Source organism: Undibacterium parvum (assembly GCF_003955735.1).
Classification (GTDB): Bacteria; Pseudomonadota; Gammaproteobacteria; order Burkholderiales; family Burkholderiaceae_D; genus Undibacterium; species Undibacterium parvum.
On record NZ_CP034464.1, the window covers coordinates 1869024 to 1887900 of the forward strand.

Consider the following 18877-nt stretch of genomic DNA (forward strand, 5'->3'; position numbering starts at 1 on the left):
ACAGTGTCGTCTTTGTGGGATTTTATTAACACCGTTGCAAGTGACAATAAATCGTCATAAACTGCCAAATACCCGAAGAGCGTGGTCCAATGACGACGCAAACCTGCACTTTCTTTAGCCCTAGCCTATGCCAGCCAAGCCGCCCGTCCTCAACTGCACTTTGCACCCTGCTTACGCCAGACTGCTGTATGTGCAGTTGCGTCAGCATGGCGTGGATGCCGACGCGGTATTGGCCGAAGCCGGTTTGCGCTGGGCCGAGTTGGCCAGTGATCCACGCGAACTCAATTTAGCGACCTTTGAGCGCCTGATACTGGCGACCCAGCGCCGTTTCAATTGCCCCTGGCTAGGTCTTGAGCTGGGCGCATATGGGCAAGTCTCGGTGCATGGTGCGGTCGGACATGCCGCCATCTCTAGCGGCAGCTTGCGCCAACTCCTACAGACCGTCGCCCATTACGGCCAACTGCGCGCCGACACCTTCGCCTTCACCTATCAGGAACGCGATCAATCACATCCAATTGGCTGCTTAGCAGTCAGTGAGCGTTTCGAACTAGGTGCGGTGCGCCAGTTTATGCTGGAGGCGCTCTTCGCCACCCTGATGCGGGTATTAGAAACCGCAGTGGGAAATGTGTTTGCCGCGATGCGGGTCGACCTGCCGTTTGCGGCGCCCACTTGGGCCGGGCAATATCGCCGCTTTGGTATAGGAGATGTGCGTTTCGGCAGCGCCCATCTATGCTTTTATTTTCCAGCAGAACTACTCGATCTGCCCTGCCTAACTGCCGACAGCAATTCGTATGAACTGGCACGCAAAGAATGTGATCGCGCCTTAACTGAGGGTCTACAAAGCCCGCTGTCGCAACGCGTCAAACAAGCCCTGCATGCCGCTGGCGAAGCACCCCTACCAGACTTGCCAACCATCGCGCAACAACTGCATGTCTCGCCGCGCACCCTGATGCGCAAGCTCAAACTGGAAGGCAGTAGTTATCAAAGTCTGCTAGACGCCAAACGTAAAGAGCAAGCGATCTGGCATCTGCAGCACAGCCAGGACAGCATAGAAATCATCGCCGAACGTCTGGGCTACCAAGACAACTCCAACTTCAGCCGTACCTTCCGGCGCTGGTGCGGCCTCAGCCCTAGCGAATTTCGCAATCAATTTAACAAAACGCAGGCGGGCTAATCATTCAATCTAATTCTGCGCGCCCCCGCCACGGCGCATATTCTATGCGCCTCTGCAGCCACCCTACCCGCTCAGGCATAGCGCATGCGCCTGTCCGGCCTGCCTATCCGCAAACCCGCATGGGCTATGCGCAGCGGGGCATGCCGTGGGAATTTTAGAACGCCCGAATGCCTGCAGTTTTAGCGCGCCAAGAGCACCAAGTAGCACCATCGTAAAAACTTTTATTTATACAAAATCAATTTGGCATCGTGCCTTATTTAAAGCACAGCTTGGTATACTGTCCGCTTATGCATACCATTCTCGTTCTCGGCGGCTACGGTTTTTTCGGTAGTCGCATCTGTCAGGCGCTGGCAGAAAATCCCCAAATTCACCTGCTGATAGGCGGGCGCGATGCCAGCAAAGCGCAGGCTCTGGCGACGCAACTTGGCTTGAACTCTAACCAAGCTGTCGCGATCGATGCGAATGGGGCCGATCTGGCGGCGCGTCTGAGTGCGCTCAAGCTGAACACCGTGATCCATACCGCCGGGCCTTTTCAGGGGCAGAATTACACGGTGGCAAGGGCGGCGATTGCAGCGGGTGCCAACTACATGGATCTGGCCGACGGCCGCGCCTTTGTGGCTGGCATAGGGGCGCTCGATAAGGCGGCACGGGCCGCTGGCGTGCTGGTCACTAGCGGTGCCAGCTCACTGCCGGCACTCTCGTCAGCGGTGGTCGATCACTATCTGCCGCGCTTCTCACGTCTAGACCTCATCCGGCATGGCATAGGATCGGGAGCGCGCGCGCCTGGCTTGGCCACCATGCTAGGGGTCTTCGGTTATTGCGGCAAAGCGTTTACGCGCTGGCAAGCAGGCCGATGGCAAACGACTTACGGCTGGCTCGATCTGCAGGCATATCGCTTCCCGACACCTGTCGGCCGCCGTCTTTTGGGTAGTTGCGACGTGCCCGATTTAGAGTTGTTTCCGCTGCGTTATGCGGGCGTGCAGAGCGTCAGTTTCCATGCCGGTTTTGCCAGCCCTATCGGTCACCTGTTCGTCTGGGCGGCAGCCTGTCTGGTAAAAGCCGGGCTGCTCAAAAGTCTGGGGCCGCTAGTAGCGCCCTTGCACGCAATCAGTGGCCATCTGGAGCGCTACGTCAGCGATAAAGGCGGCATGTTTGTTAGGATGGAAGGGCTGGATCAGGACGGCAAAGCCTTGCAACTTAGCTGGCATTTAATCGCCGACAAAAACCATGGCCCGCATATCCCCTGCGGTGCGGCGATCGCACTGGCCCACAAACTGGCAGCCGGCGCAGCGTTGCCAGTCGGTGCCATGCCCTGCATGGGCTTACTCACGGTAGAAGACTATCTGGCCGCACTGAGCGCCTACCAGGTGCACGAGGTGCCGGCATGAGCCTGGATTTGAACCCGTACCTGAGCATCAAGTATCTACACATCCTCAGCGCCACTGTCTTATTCGGCACTGGCATAGGCATCGCTTTCTTTAAGTGGATAACTGACCGTACGGGCGATGTGCGGGCGATACGCATCGTGAATGAAAAAACCGTGCTGGCCGATCTGATTTTCACGACCCCAGCGGTGATCACGCAAGCCTTGAGTGGCTTTGCGCTGGCCTATCTGGGGGGTTATCCCTTGTTCAGCGGCTGGATAGTCTGCGCGACCCTGCTCTACCTGTTCGCGGGAGCCTGCTGGCTGCCGGTCTTGTGGCTGCAAATTCGCATGCGCGATTTGGCCAGAGTGGCCGATCTAGGCAATCTGCCCCTCAGCGCCGAGTATCGCAAGCTAGCTAGGATCTGGTTCTGGTTAGGGATACCGGCTTTCTGCGCGCTGATGCTGGTGTATTACCTGATGGTGTTTAAACCCGCACTATGAAGACGCACTTAGCGATATGAACGGCAAAAATTTCCAGCGCCAATTGCTCAACCTGTATTGGCTAAGCCGCCTGGGCATGGCCGCAATCTGGTGCTGGACCGCGTATGTCTCCTGGTTTGTCTATCCGCAAGCGCTGTCCCTGGCATGGTTGCAGCGTATAGGCATAAGCCAATCTGCGGAGCTCATGTTGGCCACGGCCTGCCTATTTGATTTGCTCATGGGGCTGGCCTCAGCAGCCTGTGCCTCTCGCTTATTGTGGCAAGCGCAGATCGTCTGCGTGCTGGCTTACAGTCTGGTGATCGCAGTAGGTTTACCGGAATTTTTAATCCATCCTTTCGGCCCCATCAGCAAGAACATCGCGGTACTCTGCTGCCTGGGCTACTTAAGCATCATGGAAGCAAATCGGTCTGCATAAAATTTTGAACACATGCCGCCACGGCGCATACTCTATGCGGGTTTGCAGCCTGCCTGCCCGCTCAGGCATAGCAGATGCGCCTGTCCGGCCTGCCTATCCGCAAAGCCGCATGGGCTATGCGCAGCGGGCCTGCTCACTGCGAAAAACAAAAAGGGTCTGAGAATTACACTCTCAGACCCTTTTTAACAGGTTATTTCTCAAAAATAATTTAGCGGCGCTTACTTCCGCTCATTCACTCTTACTCGCTACGTGCCGGCAACAAGGTACCGAGCACTTCACCAAAACCTATGCGTGCTGCGCCGTCTTTACTGGCCCAGCCGCGCATCACGATGCTGTCGCCGTCTTCCAGATAAAGGCGTTGCTCACCGTTGGCCAGTGTGATGGTTTTTTTACCGCCTTGTGTCAACTCCATCAGAGACCCGGCTTCTTCTGGTTGTGGGCCGGATTGGGTGCCAGAACCGAGCAAATCGCCAGCGCGCAGATTGCAGCCATTCACAGTGTGATGCGTCAGTAGTTGCGACACCGTCCAGTAAGAATGGCGGAAGTTCGATAAGGACAGACGCTGCGGTGGGGTGCCTGATGAACGCATGGCGGCGGTTTGCAGCAAGACTTCTAGTGCTATATCAAAGGCACCGCTGTCACGCAAGTCGCTAGACTCCAGATACGGCAAAGGCTGCGGGTCCGCGGCGTCGCGGCTCCAGGCGCTGCGATACGGTGCCAGCGCTTCTATCGTCACTACCCATGGCGAGATGGTCGAGGCAAAGTTTTTCGCCAGGAAAGGGCCTAGAGGTTGATATTCCCAGCCCTGCATATCGCGCGCCGACCAATCATTGAGTAAGCACAGGCCAAACACATGTTGTTCGGCTTCTTGCATGGGGATAGCGTCACCGAGCGCGTTGCCGTTGCCGATGAAGATACCGATTTCCATCTCGTAATCCATGCGCTTGGCTGGGCCAAATACTGGTGCGCTAGCGCCAGGCGGCATGGTTTGGCCTAAAGGACGGCGAAACTCCTGGCCGGAAACGGCGATCGATGAGGAGCGACCATGGTAGCCGATAGGCACCCATTTGTAATTCGGCAGCAGCGGATTATCCGGGCGCAATAATTTACCGATCGCGGTCGCATGGTGGATAGAGGTGTAGAAATCGGTGTAATCACCAATCTGCGCCGGTAAGGCATATTCAGCCTCGCTTTGCGCCAGCAGACAGCTTTGCAAAGCAGCTTGCGCGCTAGCGCCTAGGCGCAAGGCGCGTGACAGCGCGAGGCGTAATTGCGACCAGACTGCCGGTGCCAGACTCATCAGGCTATTGAGTTTGTCACCGAGGATGGCCTTATCGAATTCCTTATTTTCCAAGGCAGAAAAAATCCCCGCGACACGGGCTGCCGCCAGATCCAGAATCTGATCACCGATCGCTACCCCTAAACGAAATTGCTCATCGCTGCCAGCACGACGAAACACGCCGTAAGGCAAGTTTTGTAGTGGGAAATCGGTGTTACCGGTATTGGCGGAGGCGACCCAGCTGCGCAAGCTTGCATCATGGGTTTCATTGAGTTGTGGCTTCATTTATTTTTGCTCCGGATTAAAATTTTTCTTGATGCCTTGCCAGCACTGGTAATAGTCGGCCTGCAATTGCGGCGACTCCATGGCGGCACGGGTCGGTTTGAGGATGTTACAGCTTTCTATCATGAAGGCCATGGTGTTATCCACTTTCTGCGGTGTGCGGGTATCGATATGACTAGCTTTTTCAAAGGTAGGCGCATCCGGGCCGTGGCCGCTCATGCAATTATGCAGGCTGGCACCACCGGGGCGGAAACCAGTGGATTTGGCATCGTACTCGCCATGGATCAGCCCCATGAATTCGCTGGCAATATTGCGGTGGAACCAGGGCGGGCGGAAGGTGTTTTCGGCAGCCAGCCAGCGCGGCGGGAAGATCACGAAATCGATGCTATCGACACCTGGTGTATTACTGGGCGACTGCAACACCAGAAAAATCGATGGATCAGGATGATCATAGCTGATCGAACCTATGGTGTTGAAGTGACGCAGATCGTATTTATAAGGCGCAAAATTGCCGTGCCATGCCACCACATCGAGCGGTGAATGGCCGATCTTGGCGCGCCACAGATTACCGCTAAATTTAGCAATCAGTTCAAAATCGCCCTCGAGATCCTCATACCAAGCATGCGGAATCTGAAAATCACGCGGATTAGCCAGACCGTTAGAACCTATCACGCCCAGATCAGGTAGCTTGAGCATGGCGCCAAAATTCTCGCAAACATAACCGCGCGCTGCGCCATCGGGCAACGTGACTTGAAAACGTATGCCGCGCGGGATCACGGCAATTTCTTGCGGCTCTATCGCCAGCAGGCCAAGCTCGGTCTTGATCTGCAAACGCCCTTGCTGCGGGATGATCAAGAGTTCGGCATCGGCGTTATAGAAAAAGCGCGTCGTCATGTCGCAATTGGCCGCATACAGATGAATCGCGCAACCGCTTAAGGCATCGGCCGAGCCGTTACCGGCCATGGTCAGCCAGGATTCTATGAAATCGACGGGCTCAGTCGGCAATGGCAAGGGATCCCAGCGCAATTGATTCGGGCTCGATGGCAGCTCGTCAAATTGATTCGTCATGCCGCGATTGCCGATTTGCACAAAGGGCTGATGCATCGCCGCCGGGCGTATTCTGTACAGCCAGGAACGGCGATTGGCATGGCGCGGTGCGGTAAACGCCGTACCCGACACCTGTTCGGCATACAAGCCGTAGGCGCATTGCTGTGGCGAGTTCTGATTTTTGGGCAAGGCTCCGGGTAAGGCCTCGCTGGCGAATTCATTCGAGAAGCCGGTTTGGTAGCGCAGCGTGTCTGAGATGCTCATCTTGCATTCCTCTGGAAGGTGATTTACCTCAGTAATGTAGTGCAATGCAGGCACTTTTGCGCTATAAATACATAAATGTAGTTCATTCACAAAATCAATAATGGTATCAAACACGCATGATAGAACCCAAGGATATAGACCTGAACCTGTTGGTGGTATTTCAGGAAGTGTTTCAGGAGCGCCAGATCTCTAGCGTGGCGAAAAAACTTAGCCTGTCGCAACCGGCGGTCAGCAATGCCTTGGCGCGTCTACGCAAGAGCTTTGATGATGAGCTGTTTGTGCGCACCGCCGCCGGCATGCAACCGACGCCGCTGGCACAGCAACTGGCCGAGCCTATCGCCAGTGCGCTCGCCAATATCCGGCAGGCCTTAAACCGGCAGGAAAGCTTTGATCCCACCAGCAGCAAACGTCATTTCACGCTCGCCATGACCGATGTCGGCGAACTGTACTTCATGCCCAAACTGGTGCAGTTATGCCGCCAGTTTGCGCCGCAGCTACAGCTATCGACCTTGCGCGCCAATAACCTCGATCTGAAGACCGAAATGGAAACGGGCAGGATAGATCTGGCCATTGGTGCTTTTGAGGGTATCTCGGAAGCGCTGTATCAACGCCGCCTGTTCGAGCAAAACTATGTTTGCCTGTTTCGGCGCGAGCACCCGCTGGCCGCTGCCAGTATTTCGTCCAGGGATTTTCTAGCGGCACAACACTTGATCGTGGCATCTACCGAGAGCCCCTACGATAAAATCAATCAGTTGCTGGAAAAAGCCGGAATACAGGCTGCATCGCACTTTAGCGTGCCGCATTTTGTGGCCGTTCCGTATATCGTCAGCACCAATGATTTGCTGGTGACCGTGCCAGAAAAACTGGCGGAAAGCACCGCTCTGCCGTTTAATTTGCAGTATGTAAAAACGCCGCTGCGCCTACCCACACTACAAACCAATGTATTCTGGCACCGCCGTTTTAATCAGGACCAAGGCAATCAATGGCTGCGCAATTTTATTGCAGAGCATTTTGCGCAATAAGACGCTAAGGCTGAAAATCATGCAGAAAAACTACGTTGAAAAAACTTCACCCTAAGTCTGAAACGTTTTCCCCCATCGTATTTTGCTTTTGCTCTACACTTCAAAGATCAAAATTCACTCTCTGGAGTAGCCGCCATGCCCGTCATCACCTGCGTAGAAGATCTGCGCTTGCTTGCCAAGAAACGCGTCCCTAAGGCGTTTTACGATTATGCCGACAGCGGTTCCTACACCGAGAGCACTTACCGTGCCAATACCGATGATCTGGCGGCCATCAAGCTACGCCAGCGCGTCGCCATTAATGTCGATCAGCGCTCTACCCACAGCACCATGGTGGGACAGGAAGTGACGATGCCGGTAGCAATCGCGCCGACTGGCCTGACCGGCATGCAATGGGCCAACGGCGAGATGCTGGGCGCGATCGCGGCAGAAAAATTCGGCGTGCCGTTCACGCTATCGACTATGAGCATTTGCTCTATCGAGGACGTGGCCAGCGTCACCAGCAAGCCCTTCTGGTTTCAACTGTATGTGATGCGAGACCGCGGCTTTGTCCGGGAACTGATACAGCGTGCCAAAGCCGCCAAATGCTCGGCACTGATGCTGACCTTAGATTTGCAAATATTGGGGCAACGCCATAAAGATTTAAAGAACGGCATGTCGGTACCGCCAAAATTCACGCTTGCCAATCTGATCGATCTGGCCTGTAAGCCAAGCTGGGCGCTGCGTGCGCTGGCTGGACGTAAAACCTTCGGCAATCTGGCTGGCCATATCAAAGGCGGTGCCAGCGGCATCGTGACGCTCAGCGAATGGACTGCCAGCCAGTTCGATCCCACGCTGTCCTGGGATGATGTGGCTTGGATCAAGCAAGAATGGGGCGGCAAGTTGATTTTAAAAGGCATACTCGACGTCGAAGACGCGAAACTGGCGGTCGCCGCCGGTGCCGATGCCATCGTGGTGAGTAACCATGGCGGCCGTCAGCTCGATGGTGCCATGTCCTCAATCCTGGCCTTACCAGCGATCGTAGACGCGGTCGGACATCAAACTGAAGTCTGGTTCGACGGTGGTATACGCACTGGCCAGGACATACTCAAAGCCACCGCCTTGGGTGCCAAGGGTAGTCTGGTAGGACGCGCATTTTTGTATGGTTTGGGTGCGATGGGTGAAGCCGGTGTCACCAAGATGCTGGACATCTTGCACAAGGAACTCGATGTCAGTATGGCCTTGACAGGTACCAAAGATATACGTGAAGTCGGGCCGTCGAATTTAGTGCGCTAAGACTTTAAAAATAGCTTAAACAATAGAAAAACGCGGGTTTTTACCCGCGTTTTTTATTGGTCAAAATTTATGCTGCCTGACGCTCAACTTGAGATTCATTCGGTGTCTGCACCAATTGCAGATTATCGCCATCAATCATGATCTTGCGTGGTTTATGCGCCTCGGGGATTTCACGTATCAGTTCGATATTGAGTAAACCATTTTCCATTTTGGCGGCAATCACCTTGACATGGTCCGCCAGGCGGAAACTATGTTCAAAATCCCTAGCCGCGATGCCACGATGCAGGAAGGTGCCCTGGGCATCTTGTTTCTGGCGGCGACCGACGATCTTGAGTAGATCGCGCTCACTCTCAATTTCCAGCTCAGAACGGTCAAAACCGGCCAGTGCCATGGTGATGCGGTACTTATCTTCGGCTATCAATTCGATATTGTAAGGCGGGTAGCTAGGTGCTGTTTCGGCACGCTGTGCTTCATTAAATAAATGTGCCAGGCGATCAAAGCCGATAGCGGAACGATACAATGGAGCAAAGTCAAAATTACGCATGATGATATCCTTATCAATTAAAGCGATATGTTTAAAAAAGTGTCGGCAAAACCGCCGGACACCTGATCGGCAGACCTCATTTGAGCATCTGCTGTTGCGAATATGGGACGTGGTTTTGAAGTTTCAAGATCTTGAAATTTGCGCTAGCCGCCCCGATATGGACGCGCTAGGCGCACATTGATGTGTAGTTTTCAGGATAGGAATAAACGTGGCAAAACTGTATTTTCGATACTCGGCAATGAATGCCGGTAAATCCACCGCCATGCTGCAGGTGGCGCATAACTATGAAGAACAAGGTCAGAAAGTGCGACTATTTACTGCCGCGATCGACCATCGTTATGGCGCGGGCAAAGTCACTTCACGCCTGGGGCCGCAACGCGATGCCGAAGTATTTGATGCGCATTATGATTTTTTGCAGGCCAGCGAGCGGGTCAATTGCATACTACTCGACGAGGCGCAGTTTTTGAGCGCAGCGCAAGTCAAGCAATTACATCAACTGGCCCAGGTACATGGGATACCGGTAATTTGCTACGGTCTGCGCAGCGATTTTTTAGGCGAGCCTTTTCCGGGATCGGCCTATTTGTTGGCATTGGCCGATGATATTGAAGAACTGAAAAACATCTGCGCCTGCGGTAAAAAAGCCACCATGAACATCCGTATGGATAGCCAGGGAAAACGCGTTACCGCTGGCGAACAAGTGGATATCGGTGGTAATGAACGTTATCAACATGTGTGTGGACGCTGTTTCTACACGGCTTAATTTTAAGAAAAATATTTTGAAATATTTTTAAAAAAGCTGTCAACAAGATTTTCTTTGCCTGCGTTATGGGAGTACGCAGAAATTATCTGCGACATTGAAACTCACTACCGAACAGGACACCACATGAACAAGCTAATCGCCACTCTCGTTGCTACTACCTTTGCTATGGGTACAGCGTTCGCCCAAACTGGCAGCACTCCAGCTAAACCAGCAGCTCCGGCAGTAGCAGCAACGCCAGCAGCAGCCAGTGCATCCGCTAGCGTCGCAAAAACAGCTCCGGCAGCTTCCAGCGCCAGCACTGCAGCGGTAGCAGCCGACGCCAAAGGAGCAGCGCCAGCATCCGCAAAAGAAGCTAAACACGCAGCCAAACCAGCGGCAAGTAAAAAAGCCGCTGCGACTGAAGAAGTGAAAGCTACGACACCAGCAAAATAATGCTATAAAAATCCATCGATGAAAATCGATGTTAAAAAAACGGCGCTGTATGCGCCGTTTTTGCATTCTAATCGCCAGATTTGCACTTGGCTCATGCGAAACAACGATTCATCGCAAACTGTATTCCATCCCAGCGACTTAGCACGCATAATGCAGTTCTAGTGAGCACCGCTCATGCCGAAAAATGCATAGGAGATACTGATGAAAAATTTCGCCCGCAGCGCCCTTGTTACTTCCATCATCCTACTGAGCCTTAGCGCTCACGCCGAAGAACAAAATCGCACTTTGCCAGCCTTTAAAAGTATCAAAAGTAAAAGTGCCATGACACTGGTGGTGGAAGTCGGAAAAACCCAATCTTTCCTGGTCAAGGGAGATGCAAAATTTATTGCCAGCATCAGTACCGAAGTGGTGGGCGATGAATTGGTGATCACGAGCCTAGAAAAAAATTCGATTAAAATTTCTGACAGCACGCAAGTCTTCATTACCGTACCTGAATTAAATCGTTTCAAAATGGAAGGCGCTGGCAGCAGCACCATTAACAACGCCGCTGGTGAACGCCTGGATATTTCTTACGAAGGTGCGGGCATGTTGAAGGCCAACGGGAAAGTAAAATTTCTGTCTCTCAAGGCAAAGGGAGTGGGCTTGGTAGACACAAAAAATCTGATCACCGAACAAGCCGATGTTAGCCTGGAAGGAGTAGGCTCAGTCAAGGTGTATGCCAGCGAAAGATTGAAGGCATCAGTGCAAGGAATCGGCTCCTTAACTTACTATGGAAAACCGCGTTCTGTGAGCAAATCGGTAGAAGGCATAGGCAGCGTCAGCGCGGGCGATTAAGCGTACTACAATTACAATAATTTGAGTGAAATTTTCGACACTTATAGTAAGTAAAAAATGTACGCATAATCTTTACTTCTATTTCTATTTTTTTTGAAAATTAAATTCAAATTTATTCGTTTTTGCTGTCAACAGAAATCAGAAGACTCGCGTTATAGGAGTACGTAGAAATTGTCTACGACGACTCATAAAGAAACGGACCTACCATGAATAAGCTGATCGCCACTCTCGTTGCTGCTACCTTCGCTATGGGTACTGCGTTCGCCCAAACTCCTGCTACTCCAGCTAAAGCTGCGGCACCTGCAACGGTCGCCACAACTGCTGCAGCAGCAACTCCTGCGGCTACTGCTACCGCAGCGCCAGCGGCCAAGGAAGTCGCACCGACAGCCAAGAAAACCTCGAAAAAACATAGTAAGAAAAGCAAAGCAGCGCCAACTGATGCAGCACCGATGAGCAGCACAACACCGGCAGCAACTACAGCTGTAAAAGCAGCACCTGTGACTAAATAAAATGTCGCATTAGCGATGCTTTAGGTAAGTAAAACCCGCGAAAATCCGGCCCTAATCAGGCCGGATTTTTTCTGTTTACGTCGACATAAAATAAGGATACAAACGGTTTCGGATACGGCGACAAGCAATTTCGATTAGCATACAGGGCTAGCAGTAGAAAAGATGACCATTTTGAAAGTGAATGTCCGTGAATACCCTTATTAATGACGACGTGTCCGAAGAATTCCCCGAGGATGCAAACGATAAATGCATACAGGAGCCGCGCCTTTGGAGCGACAAGGGATGGACTGCGCGTGTCATCAAAAATGAAGACGATGAAGGCTGGGCGGTAGCGATGATCAAAGATGGTGAACCAGAGCCGGCATTGGTCGGGCCTTGGACCATGGGGCGCGACAAAAAAAATCCTAAGCCTTTAGATGGCACCGCCTTTCGCACGCTGGTAAAGACCGCGTCGGAAGTATTACGCCGGCACGAGCAAGCCCTGCACGCTACTTTGCATAGATCATTGTTCCTCAATTTAGCGGATGCCGATTTTCGTGTGAATCTCGATATCGTACCGGATGAAGATAACCCCTACGCCTTACTCAGCGCTTTCGATGCGGCCAACGTAGAGTTAGCCCAAGTGCGGGTATCGGCTGGATTTAAATTCAATAAAGCCAGCGCCACCGCCTGGATAGAAAACGAATTTCGTAATCCAGAATAAAAATCATCAATTGATTTAGGCTGTGCATGACACAAAAAATCTCTTCCTCGACTGCCGCTTTATTGACCATCGCCCCCTTGATGTGGGCTGGCAATGCGATCGTCGGGCGCCTGGTGCACCAGATGGTGCCACCGATCACGCTCAATTTTTTGCGCTGGGCGATCGCCTTTCTGATACTTATCCCTTTTGGCTGGAAAATTTTTCGGCCTGATAGCGGCTTATGGGAAAATCGTAAACGCTTTGCCCTACTAGGCTTATTGGGGATAGGCCTGTATAACGCTTTGCAATACATGGCCTTGCAAACGTCCAGCCCTATCAATGTCACACTGGTCGCGGCCGGCATGCCGGTCTGGATGCTGCTGGTCGGCAGTCTATTTTTCGGTTTAAAAGTGAAGCGCCAGCAAATATTGGGAGCGCTACTTTCTATCGCTGGCGTCTTATTGGTACTCAGCCGTGGCGATCTAGGCCAGCTATTGGGATTCAAGCTGGTAGCAGGCGATATCTTTATGATCTTCGCCACCATCGCCTGGTCGTTTTATAGCTGGCTGCTGACCCAGCCGAAAGATCCACCGGCGATCAGAAATGAGTGGCAAGCTTTTTTGCTGGCGCAAATCGGTTTTGGCGTACTCTGGTCTGGTCTGTTTGCGGCTGGCGAATGGACGCTTACTAGCCCCAGCATTAGCTGGAGCTGGCCACTCGGTGCCGCCTTGCTATTCGTCGCGGTCGGCCCCGCCATCATTGCCTTCCGCTGCTGGGGTGCCGGCGTGCAACGCGCTGGACCTAGCGTTGCTGGATTCTTCAGCAATCTGACGCCGCTGTTTGCGGCACTGATGTCGTCCGCGTTTCTGGGTGAATTGCCGCACCTGTATCATGTCCTGGCCTTCGCTTTGATCGTTGCCGGGATCGTGGTCTCATCGCGAACTTCACGCAGCTAGTTTGGCGGTTTTTTAATTCCGCCAAACTCGGACTAATGCTGTTACTAAATCGCTGTACGTGCCGCAAATGCTGACTCCGGCACACTACTTCTGGGGCTTTCGCTAGCCGTAGTGATCAACTTTATCCATTCTTCCGTACTACAGATTGCTGCTACATTCGAATGGAACACGACACTAAAGACGCGATGAATTTCTTCGGCTGTGGCGCTGCCCACCGCATTTTTATACGCTACCGCACCGCTGGCATCACCCAGCATCTCTACCGTGTAGCCTAGACCCGTCGCCTGGTAAATCGTGGCGGCATTGCAGTTTTGTGTCATGTAACCAAGGATACTGAGGGTATTAATCTGCTGCGCTTGCAACCAGACCTCGAGATCTGTTTCGTAAAAAGCGCTGTCCAGGTTTTTTTCTATCAGGTGATCATGCGGGCGGCTTTTGACTACTTCATGCAAGTCCCATTCCGCTTGGCCTTTTTGAAAAATCGGCGCGGCTTCCGCCACGGTATGCTGCACCACCACCACTGGCACGCCGGCAGCACGGGCGGCGTCCATCGCTAGTCCGATATTATTTAAGACCATGCTTGGATTCGGATAATCAGACACGAGTCCACCGGTAAAATATTCGTTTTGTACATCGATTACGATCAGGGCGCGTTTTGGTGGCAAGTTAGTTGGCGTAGTCATATTAGTTTCTCACTTTTAGGATGAAGACTTGCTGCTGTCTGTGGGCTCTATTCTCAGCCATATCAGCGTAAAACTTAAGTGACCCAATAGCCAATAAACGATACAATCAGGCCATGTCTCCCACCTCTTCGAACTCTCTAAACCCTTCGATAAACATCGCGGTACTAGCCTTCGATGGCATTAGTCCGTTTCATTTGTCGGTGCCCTGTCTGGTTTTTGGCGAGCGCCATGGAATATTGAATCAGCCAAACTTCCAAATCAAGGTCTGCGCACTGAGCACTGCTCGCGCACCGCATACGGTACAGACCAGCGCGGGTTTTAGCATTACGACCAAATATGGCCTGCGTGCCCTACAGCGCGCCGACATCATCGTATTGCCCTCCTGGAGCGATGATTTGGCGATGCCCCCAGAATATTTATTGCAAGCCTTACGCAAGGCGCACGGTCGCGGTGCGCGGCTGGTGGGCTTATGTCTGGGTGCCTTCGTGCTGGCGTATGCAGGTCTGCTGGATGGGCGTAGCGCCACTACCCATTGGGCACTCGCGGATGAATTTACTGCGCGCTTTCCACAGATTAGTCTGGATCCCAATGTCTTATATCTCGACCATGGCGACCTCATCACCTCGGCGGGTACTGCCGCGGGTATCGATTGCTGCCTGCACTTATTACGTAGCCAGTATGGATCGGAGTTAGCCACCGATGTGGCACGCCGTTTAGTGGTGGCACCGCATAGGCAGGGTGGACAGGCGCAGTACATAGCTCATCCTTTGCCTGTGCTGGCCAGCGATACGCGCTTATCCAAGGTGTTGGAGTGGATGCTGGCGCATCTGAGCGAGAGCCAAAGTCTGGATCAATTGGCGCAGCGCGCTTTAATGAGCCGCCGCAGTTTTACCCGCAACTTTCAAAAACTCACAGGCAGCACGGTCGGTGACTGGCTATTACACCAAAGACTGAATTTGGCACAGCGCCAGCTCGAAACCAGCCAGCACTCGATAGAACAAATCGCTCACGACAGCGGCTTCGCTTCGGCGCTAGTATTCAGACGCCACTTTGCGCAACAGCTGCAAACATCCCCGTCCGCCTACAGGCGCGAATTTCAAGGTGCTAAGTTTAAACGCGGGTCAGCGTAATTGCCCGTTCCGGGCAGGCGCTGACACAAGCACCACAGCCTAAACAGGCCTCAGCTTGTACGATCTGGGCCTGCTGCCAACCGTGTAGAAAAGCTTTCACTTTCCCCTTCCAACTCAAGGCGTGCCGCGCATCCCTGGGCAGCACGCCCATGACAAACACCTGCGCCGGACAAATCTCTACACACGGCCCTTTTCCTTCACAGGAATTGCGATCTATCAAGGGGCGCAAAAACCCAGTACTAGGTTGATCATGAGTGTCCATATTCAGGCCAGCTCAGCAAGGTCTTGGGCGCGGCTGTGCTGATAATGACTGGCGTAGCCATCTTCCACGGTAGGCAAAATATGGAGTACTTGAAAGTAATGATCCCAAAACTCAGTTTCACGTAAGGCCTCCACCAGCGCCTGATATTCTTCACGATTACTCAGTTGCCACATCATGACATCACTACACAAGGTGGCATAAGCCTCAGCATCGAAGAAGCGCAGTTGCACCCCGGGGTACCGCGCCAGAATAGGTTTGATGATCGCATCGACAAAGGCAAAACGGCCACCCTCACCATGCGGCGCCAAGGCCAGCCAGTGGGGCGTGGCTTTCACCAGCCAGAAAATCGTCAGGGGCGTGACTGCTGCAGGTTTATTTTTTGCACTCGGCATAATGCTCTCTCTATGAGGGTTAAAAGTAAGAGTATGATGCGAGCAATTGCTCATTTTTACTACTCGCTATAGCCTCTGCTTTTACTCACATTTAGCGCGTTTTTATTCCCGTTTTTATTTTGGATTTTTCCATGAAAAAAAAGACCGCCGGCGCTCTGTCCGCGCCAAGAAAGGCTCCGCAACAAGCGCGTGCAACGCTGACTTGTTCATCGATCTTGCAAGCGGCAGCTCACATTCTGGGGGAACATGGCTTGGCTGGATTCAACACCAATAAGGTGGCCGAGCGTGCCGGGGTCAGCATAGGCTCGCTGTATCAATACTATCCCAACAAGCAGGCCTTGCTAGCGGCGCTAAGCGAGGCCCAGCACCAGCAACTGCTGGATCAGTTATCCGGGCAAGTCAGGCAACATGAAGCCACACCCGATGCAGATTTGCCTAGTTTAGTCAAACGTTTGGTGGGCGTCGCCTTGGCCCATCAATTTGATCAAGCCGGTCTGGCGGCGACGCTAGACTATGCCGAACGTGATTACGCCAGCACGCCCGTTTTGCAGGCATTACGGCAGCAATTGATTAACCTTTTGATGTCCGCTCTGGCGCCGTATGCCGCCCAAATTCCCGGTAATTTACAGAGCAGCGCTATCGATCTGCAAAGCATAGTGCAAGCCTTGATCGACGGTGCCGCAGCGCGTGGCGAAGTCAACAGCCTGCAATTAAAAATGCGGGTAGAACGCGCTGCCTTGGGCTATCTACACTACCGCGACGACGCCCATTAGCCCTGGCCGCACACCCATATTCCATGCGGGCTACAGACCAGGCAGGCCTGCAGCCCGCATGGAATATGCGCCTTGGGGCATGCCTTGGTTTAGATTTTTCAGCAGTCTAAAATTAATCGCTGGCTTGAGCTGGCATGATTTTTTTCCACCAGGCATGCGCCGCATACTCGCCTTGATGCTTCATCAGAAAATCATAGCCGAGTTGCGCTACTTGCTCTACCAGGCGCCTATCGTTGGCGGCGGCGCTTTCCAGATGTTCTAGTCCGCGCCCATTGCCCTCATCGAGCAAGATATGGCCATAGACGAAAGCAGCCTTGGGATACGGGCCGCCCGTTTGTTTAAGTAAATGTTCGAGTACAGGTTTGGCCGCTTGCGGGGTGTCGAACTCGCCTATCAATAATGCAAATTCTTGCAGATCGAGTAGCGCGACCTGTGCCAAGGGCACAGCCGACAATTCTTGCAGGCGCGCCTTAGAACGGAACACGTACTTGCAACGAGTCTCCCATTTTTTCGATTCTTTGCTCCACCAGTCCTGATCAAATTCGGCAATCAGAGTTTTGGTCGTGGTACCACCGAGTAAAACGTCGGCCGCACTGACCTCGATACAAGTCGGCAACGCCGCCTTTTGACCGGTTGCCGCTATCCTTTCGCTGAGGGCGGGATGGGTATCGTTGAGATTCGATTTTTCCGCCAGTGCTTCGGCCAGACGTTCGGCCGTGGCCCATTGCTCGTAACTGGCTTTAAATGCCATACGCATCGCGCTAAACGGCATAAAGCTAGGTCGCATCGCGGTCTCTGCCTGTTGATACAGCTTGGGCCAAAAATCCTGATGCACCCAGCGCCCTAGCAAAGCATCACGCACCAAGCCATGCGCATTCGCGCTGGCACCGACGATCTGGCTGGCGGTACGATCCGCCTCATACTCATCCTGGCGCGACAAGACGAAAGTATACGCATTGTAATAGGGCATGAACTTACCCAAAGCGCGCGCCATGCCAGCCTGTATCCAATTATCGTCCGAGCTATCGCGCACTTGTTCGTACAAAGCGCCGAAGGTGCGACGCTGGCGATATACCCAGGCACCTAGCTTGCCATGATTTCCGCACAGATGGCCGTATTCGTGCGCCACCGTGGCCAGCATTTCTTTGTGCGTGACACCTAATAAATACGGCAGACCGAGTATCAGATAATTGGTGTGCGGGCCAAACAAACCAAAGCGCGGCAATTGCGAAATGGCGGCATTATATTCACTGTCGATTAGCACATGATGAATTTTTGGGCCCTTTAATTTCAGACGTATCTTGTCTAAAGTCTCAAATAATTTAGGCGCTTCTTCACGCCTGATCGGACGCCCTTCCGGTGCTGGCAGACGCATGAAAAAACTACGAAATACCACCCAAAAAACCGGTAGCATAATCAGGGCAAACAAGCCGAAGCGCAGCATATTGTAGCTACTGCGATGGCTTTGCGCCCAGTGCAATCCCAAGTACAGCAAAGTGGCAATCGCAATCAACACGCCAAACAAGGCCAGATAGGCGCTCGCGCTGACCAGCAAAACCTTGCTACGGAAGGCCGCAGGATGAAAATTGGAATCGTGTTCCAGGCGGCGAACTAAATGGGTATAGGCTAGTTGGTCCAAGGCTTAGGCTCAGCAAGGTCGGTCTTAAGGCGATTAAATTTCCAAACAGAAACTATGCCACAGAAGCAAAAGCAAGGAAAGCCGCAGCATAAAAGCCACAGGCCGGTGTAGGTTTTTGCGCGCAAACCTGAACAAGGTGCCACGTCATGCTACGGATGCCGCCAGCACGCTAAACAGACCTCCTTGCCAGCACAGCGGGCGGCACGGAGGCCCTGATACTGATAACGGCTACTTAGTGCGCAACCACAAAACGCATGGCATATTTTTTGAAGTGTCTATAGCTATCGCCCAATTGCATGACAGAGTCGAAAGCGCTATTTAAAGAGCCACCTTGCTCGGAAAAATTCTCTTTAAACTCAGCAAAAGCGGCTTCCAGAACCAAGCTCAATTGGTGATTATAAACACAACGATAGTTGTGGTGACGACGTTTAGTACGCATTTTCATAATAAATCCTTTCATCTAGAGCCGCATTATAGCCGCTTCGTCCGGTGCTGTTAAAACTAAGCGCAACTGTGTTAACTGTTTATAAGTTGACGGCTTTATCACTGTATTAACCGCCAATTACACCGGTAGTCTTGATAAGCAGAGCCATTACATCTTCTTACATTTTTTGCCTTTTTGGCGATGCCTGAAAACGCTATGATACGACGCACCGTAA

22 protein-coding genes are annotated in these 18877 nt (G+C 52.7%); 14 read left to right on the top strand and 8 right to left on the bottom strand.

Annotated features, from left to right (window positions below; all coding sequences use genetic code 11):
• The first annotated feature begins 127 nt into the window (after positions 1-127).
• The 4 genes from EJN92_RS08110 (at position 128) to EJN92_RS08125 (ending at position 3456) form a co-directional block, all read left to right on the top strand.
• Positions 128-1174: an AraC family transcriptional regulator gene (locus tag EJN92_RS08110; RefSeq protein ID WP_126127354.1), complete on the top strand. Its 1047-nt coding sequence runs from the start codon at positions 128-130 to the stop codon at positions 1172-1174.
• Between the two features lie 287 nt (positions 1175-1461).
• Positions 1462-2562: a saccharopine dehydrogenase family protein gene (locus EJN92_RS08115; protein ID WP_126127355.1), complete on the top strand. Its 1101-nt coding sequence runs from the start codon at positions 1462-1464 to the stop codon at positions 2560-2562.
• Positions 2559-3041, top strand: a complete 483-nt coding sequence (locus EJN92_RS08120; RefSeq protein ID WP_126127356.1) for a DUF2269 family protein — start codon at positions 2559-2561, stop codon at positions 3039-3041. The genes EJN92_RS08115 and EJN92_RS08120 overlap by 4 nt, the downstream gene beginning before the upstream one ends.
• 16 nt (positions 3042-3057) lie before the next feature.
• Positions 3058-3456 carry a DoxX-like family protein gene (locus EJN92_RS08125; RefSeq protein WP_126127357.1) on the top strand — a complete coding sequence of 133 codons (399 nt, stop codon included), beginning with the start codon at positions 3058-3060 and terminating at the stop codon, positions 3454-3456.
• A gap of 238 nt (positions 3457-3694) precedes the next feature.
• Here the strand turns inward: EJN92_RS08125 and fahA are convergent, their stop codons facing one another.
• Both fahA and hmgA read right to left on the bottom strand, forming a co-directional pair.
• Positions 3695-5020, bottom strand: coding sequence for a fumarylacetoacetase (fahA, locus tag EJN92_RS08130; protein WP_126127358.1), 1326 nt, complete (start codon positions 5018-5020; stop codon positions 3695-3697).
• Complete coding sequence (gene hmgA / locus EJN92_RS08135; RefSeq protein WP_126127359.1) at positions 5021-6328, bottom strand: homogentisate 1,2-dioxygenase; 1308 nt, start codon at positions 6326-6328, stop codon at positions 5021-5023.
• Positions 6329-6444: 116 nt separating this feature from the next.
• Here hmgA and EJN92_RS08140 point away from each other — a divergent pair, with 116 nt between their 5' ends.
• Together EJN92_RS08140 and EJN92_RS08145 are read left to right on the top strand one after the other, a co-directional pair.
• Positions 6445-7350: a LysR family transcriptional regulator gene (locus EJN92_RS08140; protein ID WP_126127360.1), complete on the top strand. Its 906-nt coding sequence runs from the start codon at positions 6445-6447 to the stop codon at positions 7348-7350.
• 135 nt (positions 7351-7485) lie between these two features.
• Positions 7486-8622: an alpha-hydroxy acid oxidase gene (locus tag EJN92_RS08145; protein ID WP_126127361.1), complete on the top strand. Its 1137-nt coding sequence runs from the start codon at positions 7486-7488 to the stop codon at positions 8620-8622.
• Positions 8623-8689: 67 nt separating this feature from the next.
• Here EJN92_RS08145 and EJN92_RS08150 read toward each other — a convergent pair whose 3' ends face one another.
• Positions 8690-9166 carry an Hsp20 family protein gene (locus EJN92_RS08150; RefSeq protein WP_126127362.1) on the bottom strand — a complete coding sequence of 159 codons (477 nt, stop codon included), beginning with the start codon at positions 9164-9166 and terminating at the stop codon, positions 8690-8692.
• A 208-nt stretch (positions 9167-9374) separates the two neighbouring features.
• Here EJN92_RS08150 and EJN92_RS08155 point away from each other — a divergent pair, with 208 nt between their 5' ends.
• From EJN92_RS08155 to EJN92_RS08180, 6 genes are all read left to right on the top strand, one after another.
• Positions 9375-9926 carry a thymidine kinase gene (locus EJN92_RS08155; RefSeq protein WP_126127363.1) on the top strand — a complete coding sequence of 184 codons (552 nt, stop codon included), beginning with the start codon at positions 9375-9377 and terminating at the stop codon, positions 9924-9926.
• Positions 9927-10049: 123 nt separating this feature from the next.
• Positions 10050-10358 (top strand): cell envelope biogenesis protein TolA, encoded by a 309-nt coding sequence (locus tag EJN92_RS08160; protein ID WP_126127364.1) that lies wholly within the window; start codon positions 10050-10052, stop codon positions 10356-10358.
• A gap of 201 nt (positions 10359-10559) precedes the next feature.
• The gene (locus tag EJN92_RS08165) at positions 10560-11192 is read left to right on the top strand and encodes a GIN domain-containing protein (RefSeq protein ID WP_126127365.1); all 633 of its coding nucleotides are present in this window, start codon (positions 10560-10562) and stop codon (positions 11190-11192) included.
• A gap of 206 nt (positions 11193-11398) precedes the next feature.
• Positions 11399-11701, top strand: a complete 303-nt coding sequence (locus EJN92_RS08170; RefSeq protein WP_194074973.1) for a hypothetical protein — start codon at positions 11399-11401, stop codon at positions 11699-11701.
• A gap of 181 nt (positions 11702-11882) precedes the next feature.
• Complete coding sequence (locus EJN92_RS08175; RefSeq protein ID WP_126127366.1) at positions 11883-12404, top strand: hypothetical protein; 522 nt, start codon at positions 11883-11885, stop codon at positions 12402-12404.
• Between the two features lie 26 nt (positions 12405-12430).
• Entirely contained in the window at positions 12431-13339 is a 909-nt protein-coding gene (locus tag EJN92_RS08180; protein ID WP_126127367.1) for a DMT family transporter, read from the top strand.
• A gap of 44 nt (positions 13340-13383) precedes the next feature.
• Here the strand turns inward: EJN92_RS08180 and EJN92_RS08185 are convergent, their stop codons facing one another.
• Complete coding sequence (locus tag EJN92_RS08185) at positions 13384-14022, bottom strand: cysteine hydrolase family protein (RefSeq protein ID WP_126127368.1); 639 nt, start codon at positions 14020-14022, stop codon at positions 13384-13386.
• Between the two features lie 113 nt (positions 14023-14135).
• Here EJN92_RS08185 and EJN92_RS08190 point away from each other — a divergent pair, with 113 nt between their 5' ends.
• A complete protein-coding gene (locus tag EJN92_RS08190) occupies positions 14136-15152 on the top strand; it encodes a GlxA family transcriptional regulator (protein ID WP_126127369.1) in 1017 nt (338 codons plus the stop codon).
• Here the strand turns inward: EJN92_RS08190 and EJN92_RS08195 are convergent.
• Positions 15133-15414, bottom strand: a complete 282-nt coding sequence (locus EJN92_RS08195; protein ID WP_126127370.1) for a 4Fe-4S dicluster domain-containing protein — start codon at positions 15412-15414, stop codon at positions 15133-15135. The genes EJN92_RS08190 and EJN92_RS08195 overlap by 20 nt on opposite strands.
• 2 nt (positions 15415-15416) lie before the next feature.
• Positions 15417-15806, bottom strand: coding sequence for a darcynin family protein (locus EJN92_RS08200; protein WP_126127371.1), 390 nt, complete (start codon positions 15804-15806; stop codon positions 15417-15419).
• Positions 15807-15937: 131 nt separating this feature from the next.
• On the opposite strand from EJN92_RS08200, the gene EJN92_RS08205 reads away from it, so the two are divergent.
• Entirely contained in the window at positions 15938-16579 is a 642-nt protein-coding gene (locus tag EJN92_RS08205) for a TetR/AcrR family transcriptional regulator (RefSeq protein ID WP_126127372.1), read from the top strand.
• Between the two features lie 112 nt (positions 16580-16691).
• Here EJN92_RS08205 and EJN92_RS08210 read toward each other — a convergent pair whose 3' ends face one another.
• Positions 16692-18218, bottom strand: coding sequence for a M48 family metallopeptidase (locus EJN92_RS08210; protein WP_126127373.1), 1527 nt, complete (start codon positions 18216-18218; stop codon positions 16692-16694).
• 232 nt (positions 18219-18450) lie between these two features.
• On the bottom strand, positions 18451-18663 hold the full coding sequence (locus tag EJN92_RS08215) for a hypothetical protein (RefSeq protein ID WP_126127374.1): 213 nt from the start codon (positions 18661-18663) through the stop codon (positions 18451-18453).
• Positions 18664-18877 lie beyond the last annotated feature (214 nt).

Coding starts and splice junctions, on each gene's coding strand:
- EJN92_RS08195 (WP_126127370.1), bottom strand. CDS start 15,414: ATGGACACTCATGATCAACCTAGTACTGGGTTTTTGCGCCCCTTGATA.
- EJN92_RS08190 (WP_126127369.1), top strand. CDS start 14,136: ATGTCTCCCACCTCTTCGAACTCTCTAAACCCTTCGATAAACATCGCG.
- fahA (WP_126127358.1), bottom strand. CDS start 5,020: ATGAAGCCACAACTCAATGAAACCCATGATGCAAGCTTGCGCAGCTGG.
- EJN92_RS08110 (WP_126127354.1), top strand. CDS start 128: ATGCCAGCCAAGCCGCCCGTCCTCAACTGCACTTTGCACCCTGCTTAC.
- EJN92_RS08200 (WP_126127371.1), bottom strand. CDS start 15,806: ATGCCGAGTGCAAAAAATAAACCTGCAGCAGTCACGCCCCTGACGATT.
- EJN92_RS08160 (WP_126127364.1), top strand. CDS start 10,050: ATGAACAAGCTAATCGCCACTCTCGTTGCTACTACCTTTGCTATGGGT.
- EJN92_RS08140 (WP_126127360.1), top strand. CDS start 6,445: ATGATAGAACCCAAGGATATAGACCTGAACCTGTTGGTGGTATTTCAG.
- EJN92_RS08145 (WP_126127361.1), top strand. CDS start 7,486: ATGCCCGTCATCACCTGCGTAGAAGATCTGCGCTTGCTTGCCAAGAAA.
- EJN92_RS08180 (WP_126127367.1), top strand. CDS start 12,431: ATGACACAAAAAATCTCTTCCTCGACTGCCGCTTTATTGACCATCGCC.
- EJN92_RS08120 (WP_126127356.1), top strand. CDS start 2,559: ATGAGCCTGGATTTGAACCCGTACCTGAGCATCAAGTATCTACACATC.
- EJN92_RS08165 (WP_126127365.1), top strand. CDS start 10,560: ATGAAAAATTTCGCCCGCAGCGCCCTTGTTACTTCCATCATCCTACTG.
- hmgA (WP_126127359.1), bottom strand. CDS start 6,328: ATGAGCATCTCAGACACGCTGCGCTACCAAACCGGCTTCTCGAATGAA.
- EJN92_RS08170 (WP_194074973.1), top strand. CDS start 11,399: ATGAATAAGCTGATCGCCACTCTCGTTGCTGCTACCTTCGCTATGGGT.
- EJN92_RS08175 (WP_126127366.1), top strand. CDS start 11,883: ATGTCCGTGAATACCCTTATTAATGACGACGTGTCCGAAGAATTCCCC.
- EJN92_RS08205 (WP_126127372.1), top strand. CDS start 15,938: ATGAAAAAAAAGACCGCCGGCGCTCTGTCCGCGCCAAGAAAGGCTCCG.
- EJN92_RS08125 (WP_126127357.1), top strand. CDS start 3,058: ATGAACGGCAAAAATTTCCAGCGCCAATTGCTCAACCTGTATTGGCTA.
- EJN92_RS08215 (WP_126127374.1), bottom strand. CDS start 18,663: ATGAAAATGCGTACTAAACGTCGTCACCACAACTATCGTTGTGTTTAT.
- EJN92_RS08185 (WP_126127368.1), bottom strand. CDS start 14,022: ATGACTACGCCAACTAACTTGCCACCAAAACGCGCCCTGATCGTAATC.
- EJN92_RS08150 (WP_126127362.1), bottom strand. CDS start 9,166: ATGCGTAATTTTGACTTTGCTCCATTGTATCGTTCCGCTATCGGCTTT.
- EJN92_RS08115 (WP_126127355.1), top strand. CDS start 1,462: ATGCATACCATTCTCGTTCTCGGCGGCTACGGTTTTTTCGGTAGTCGC.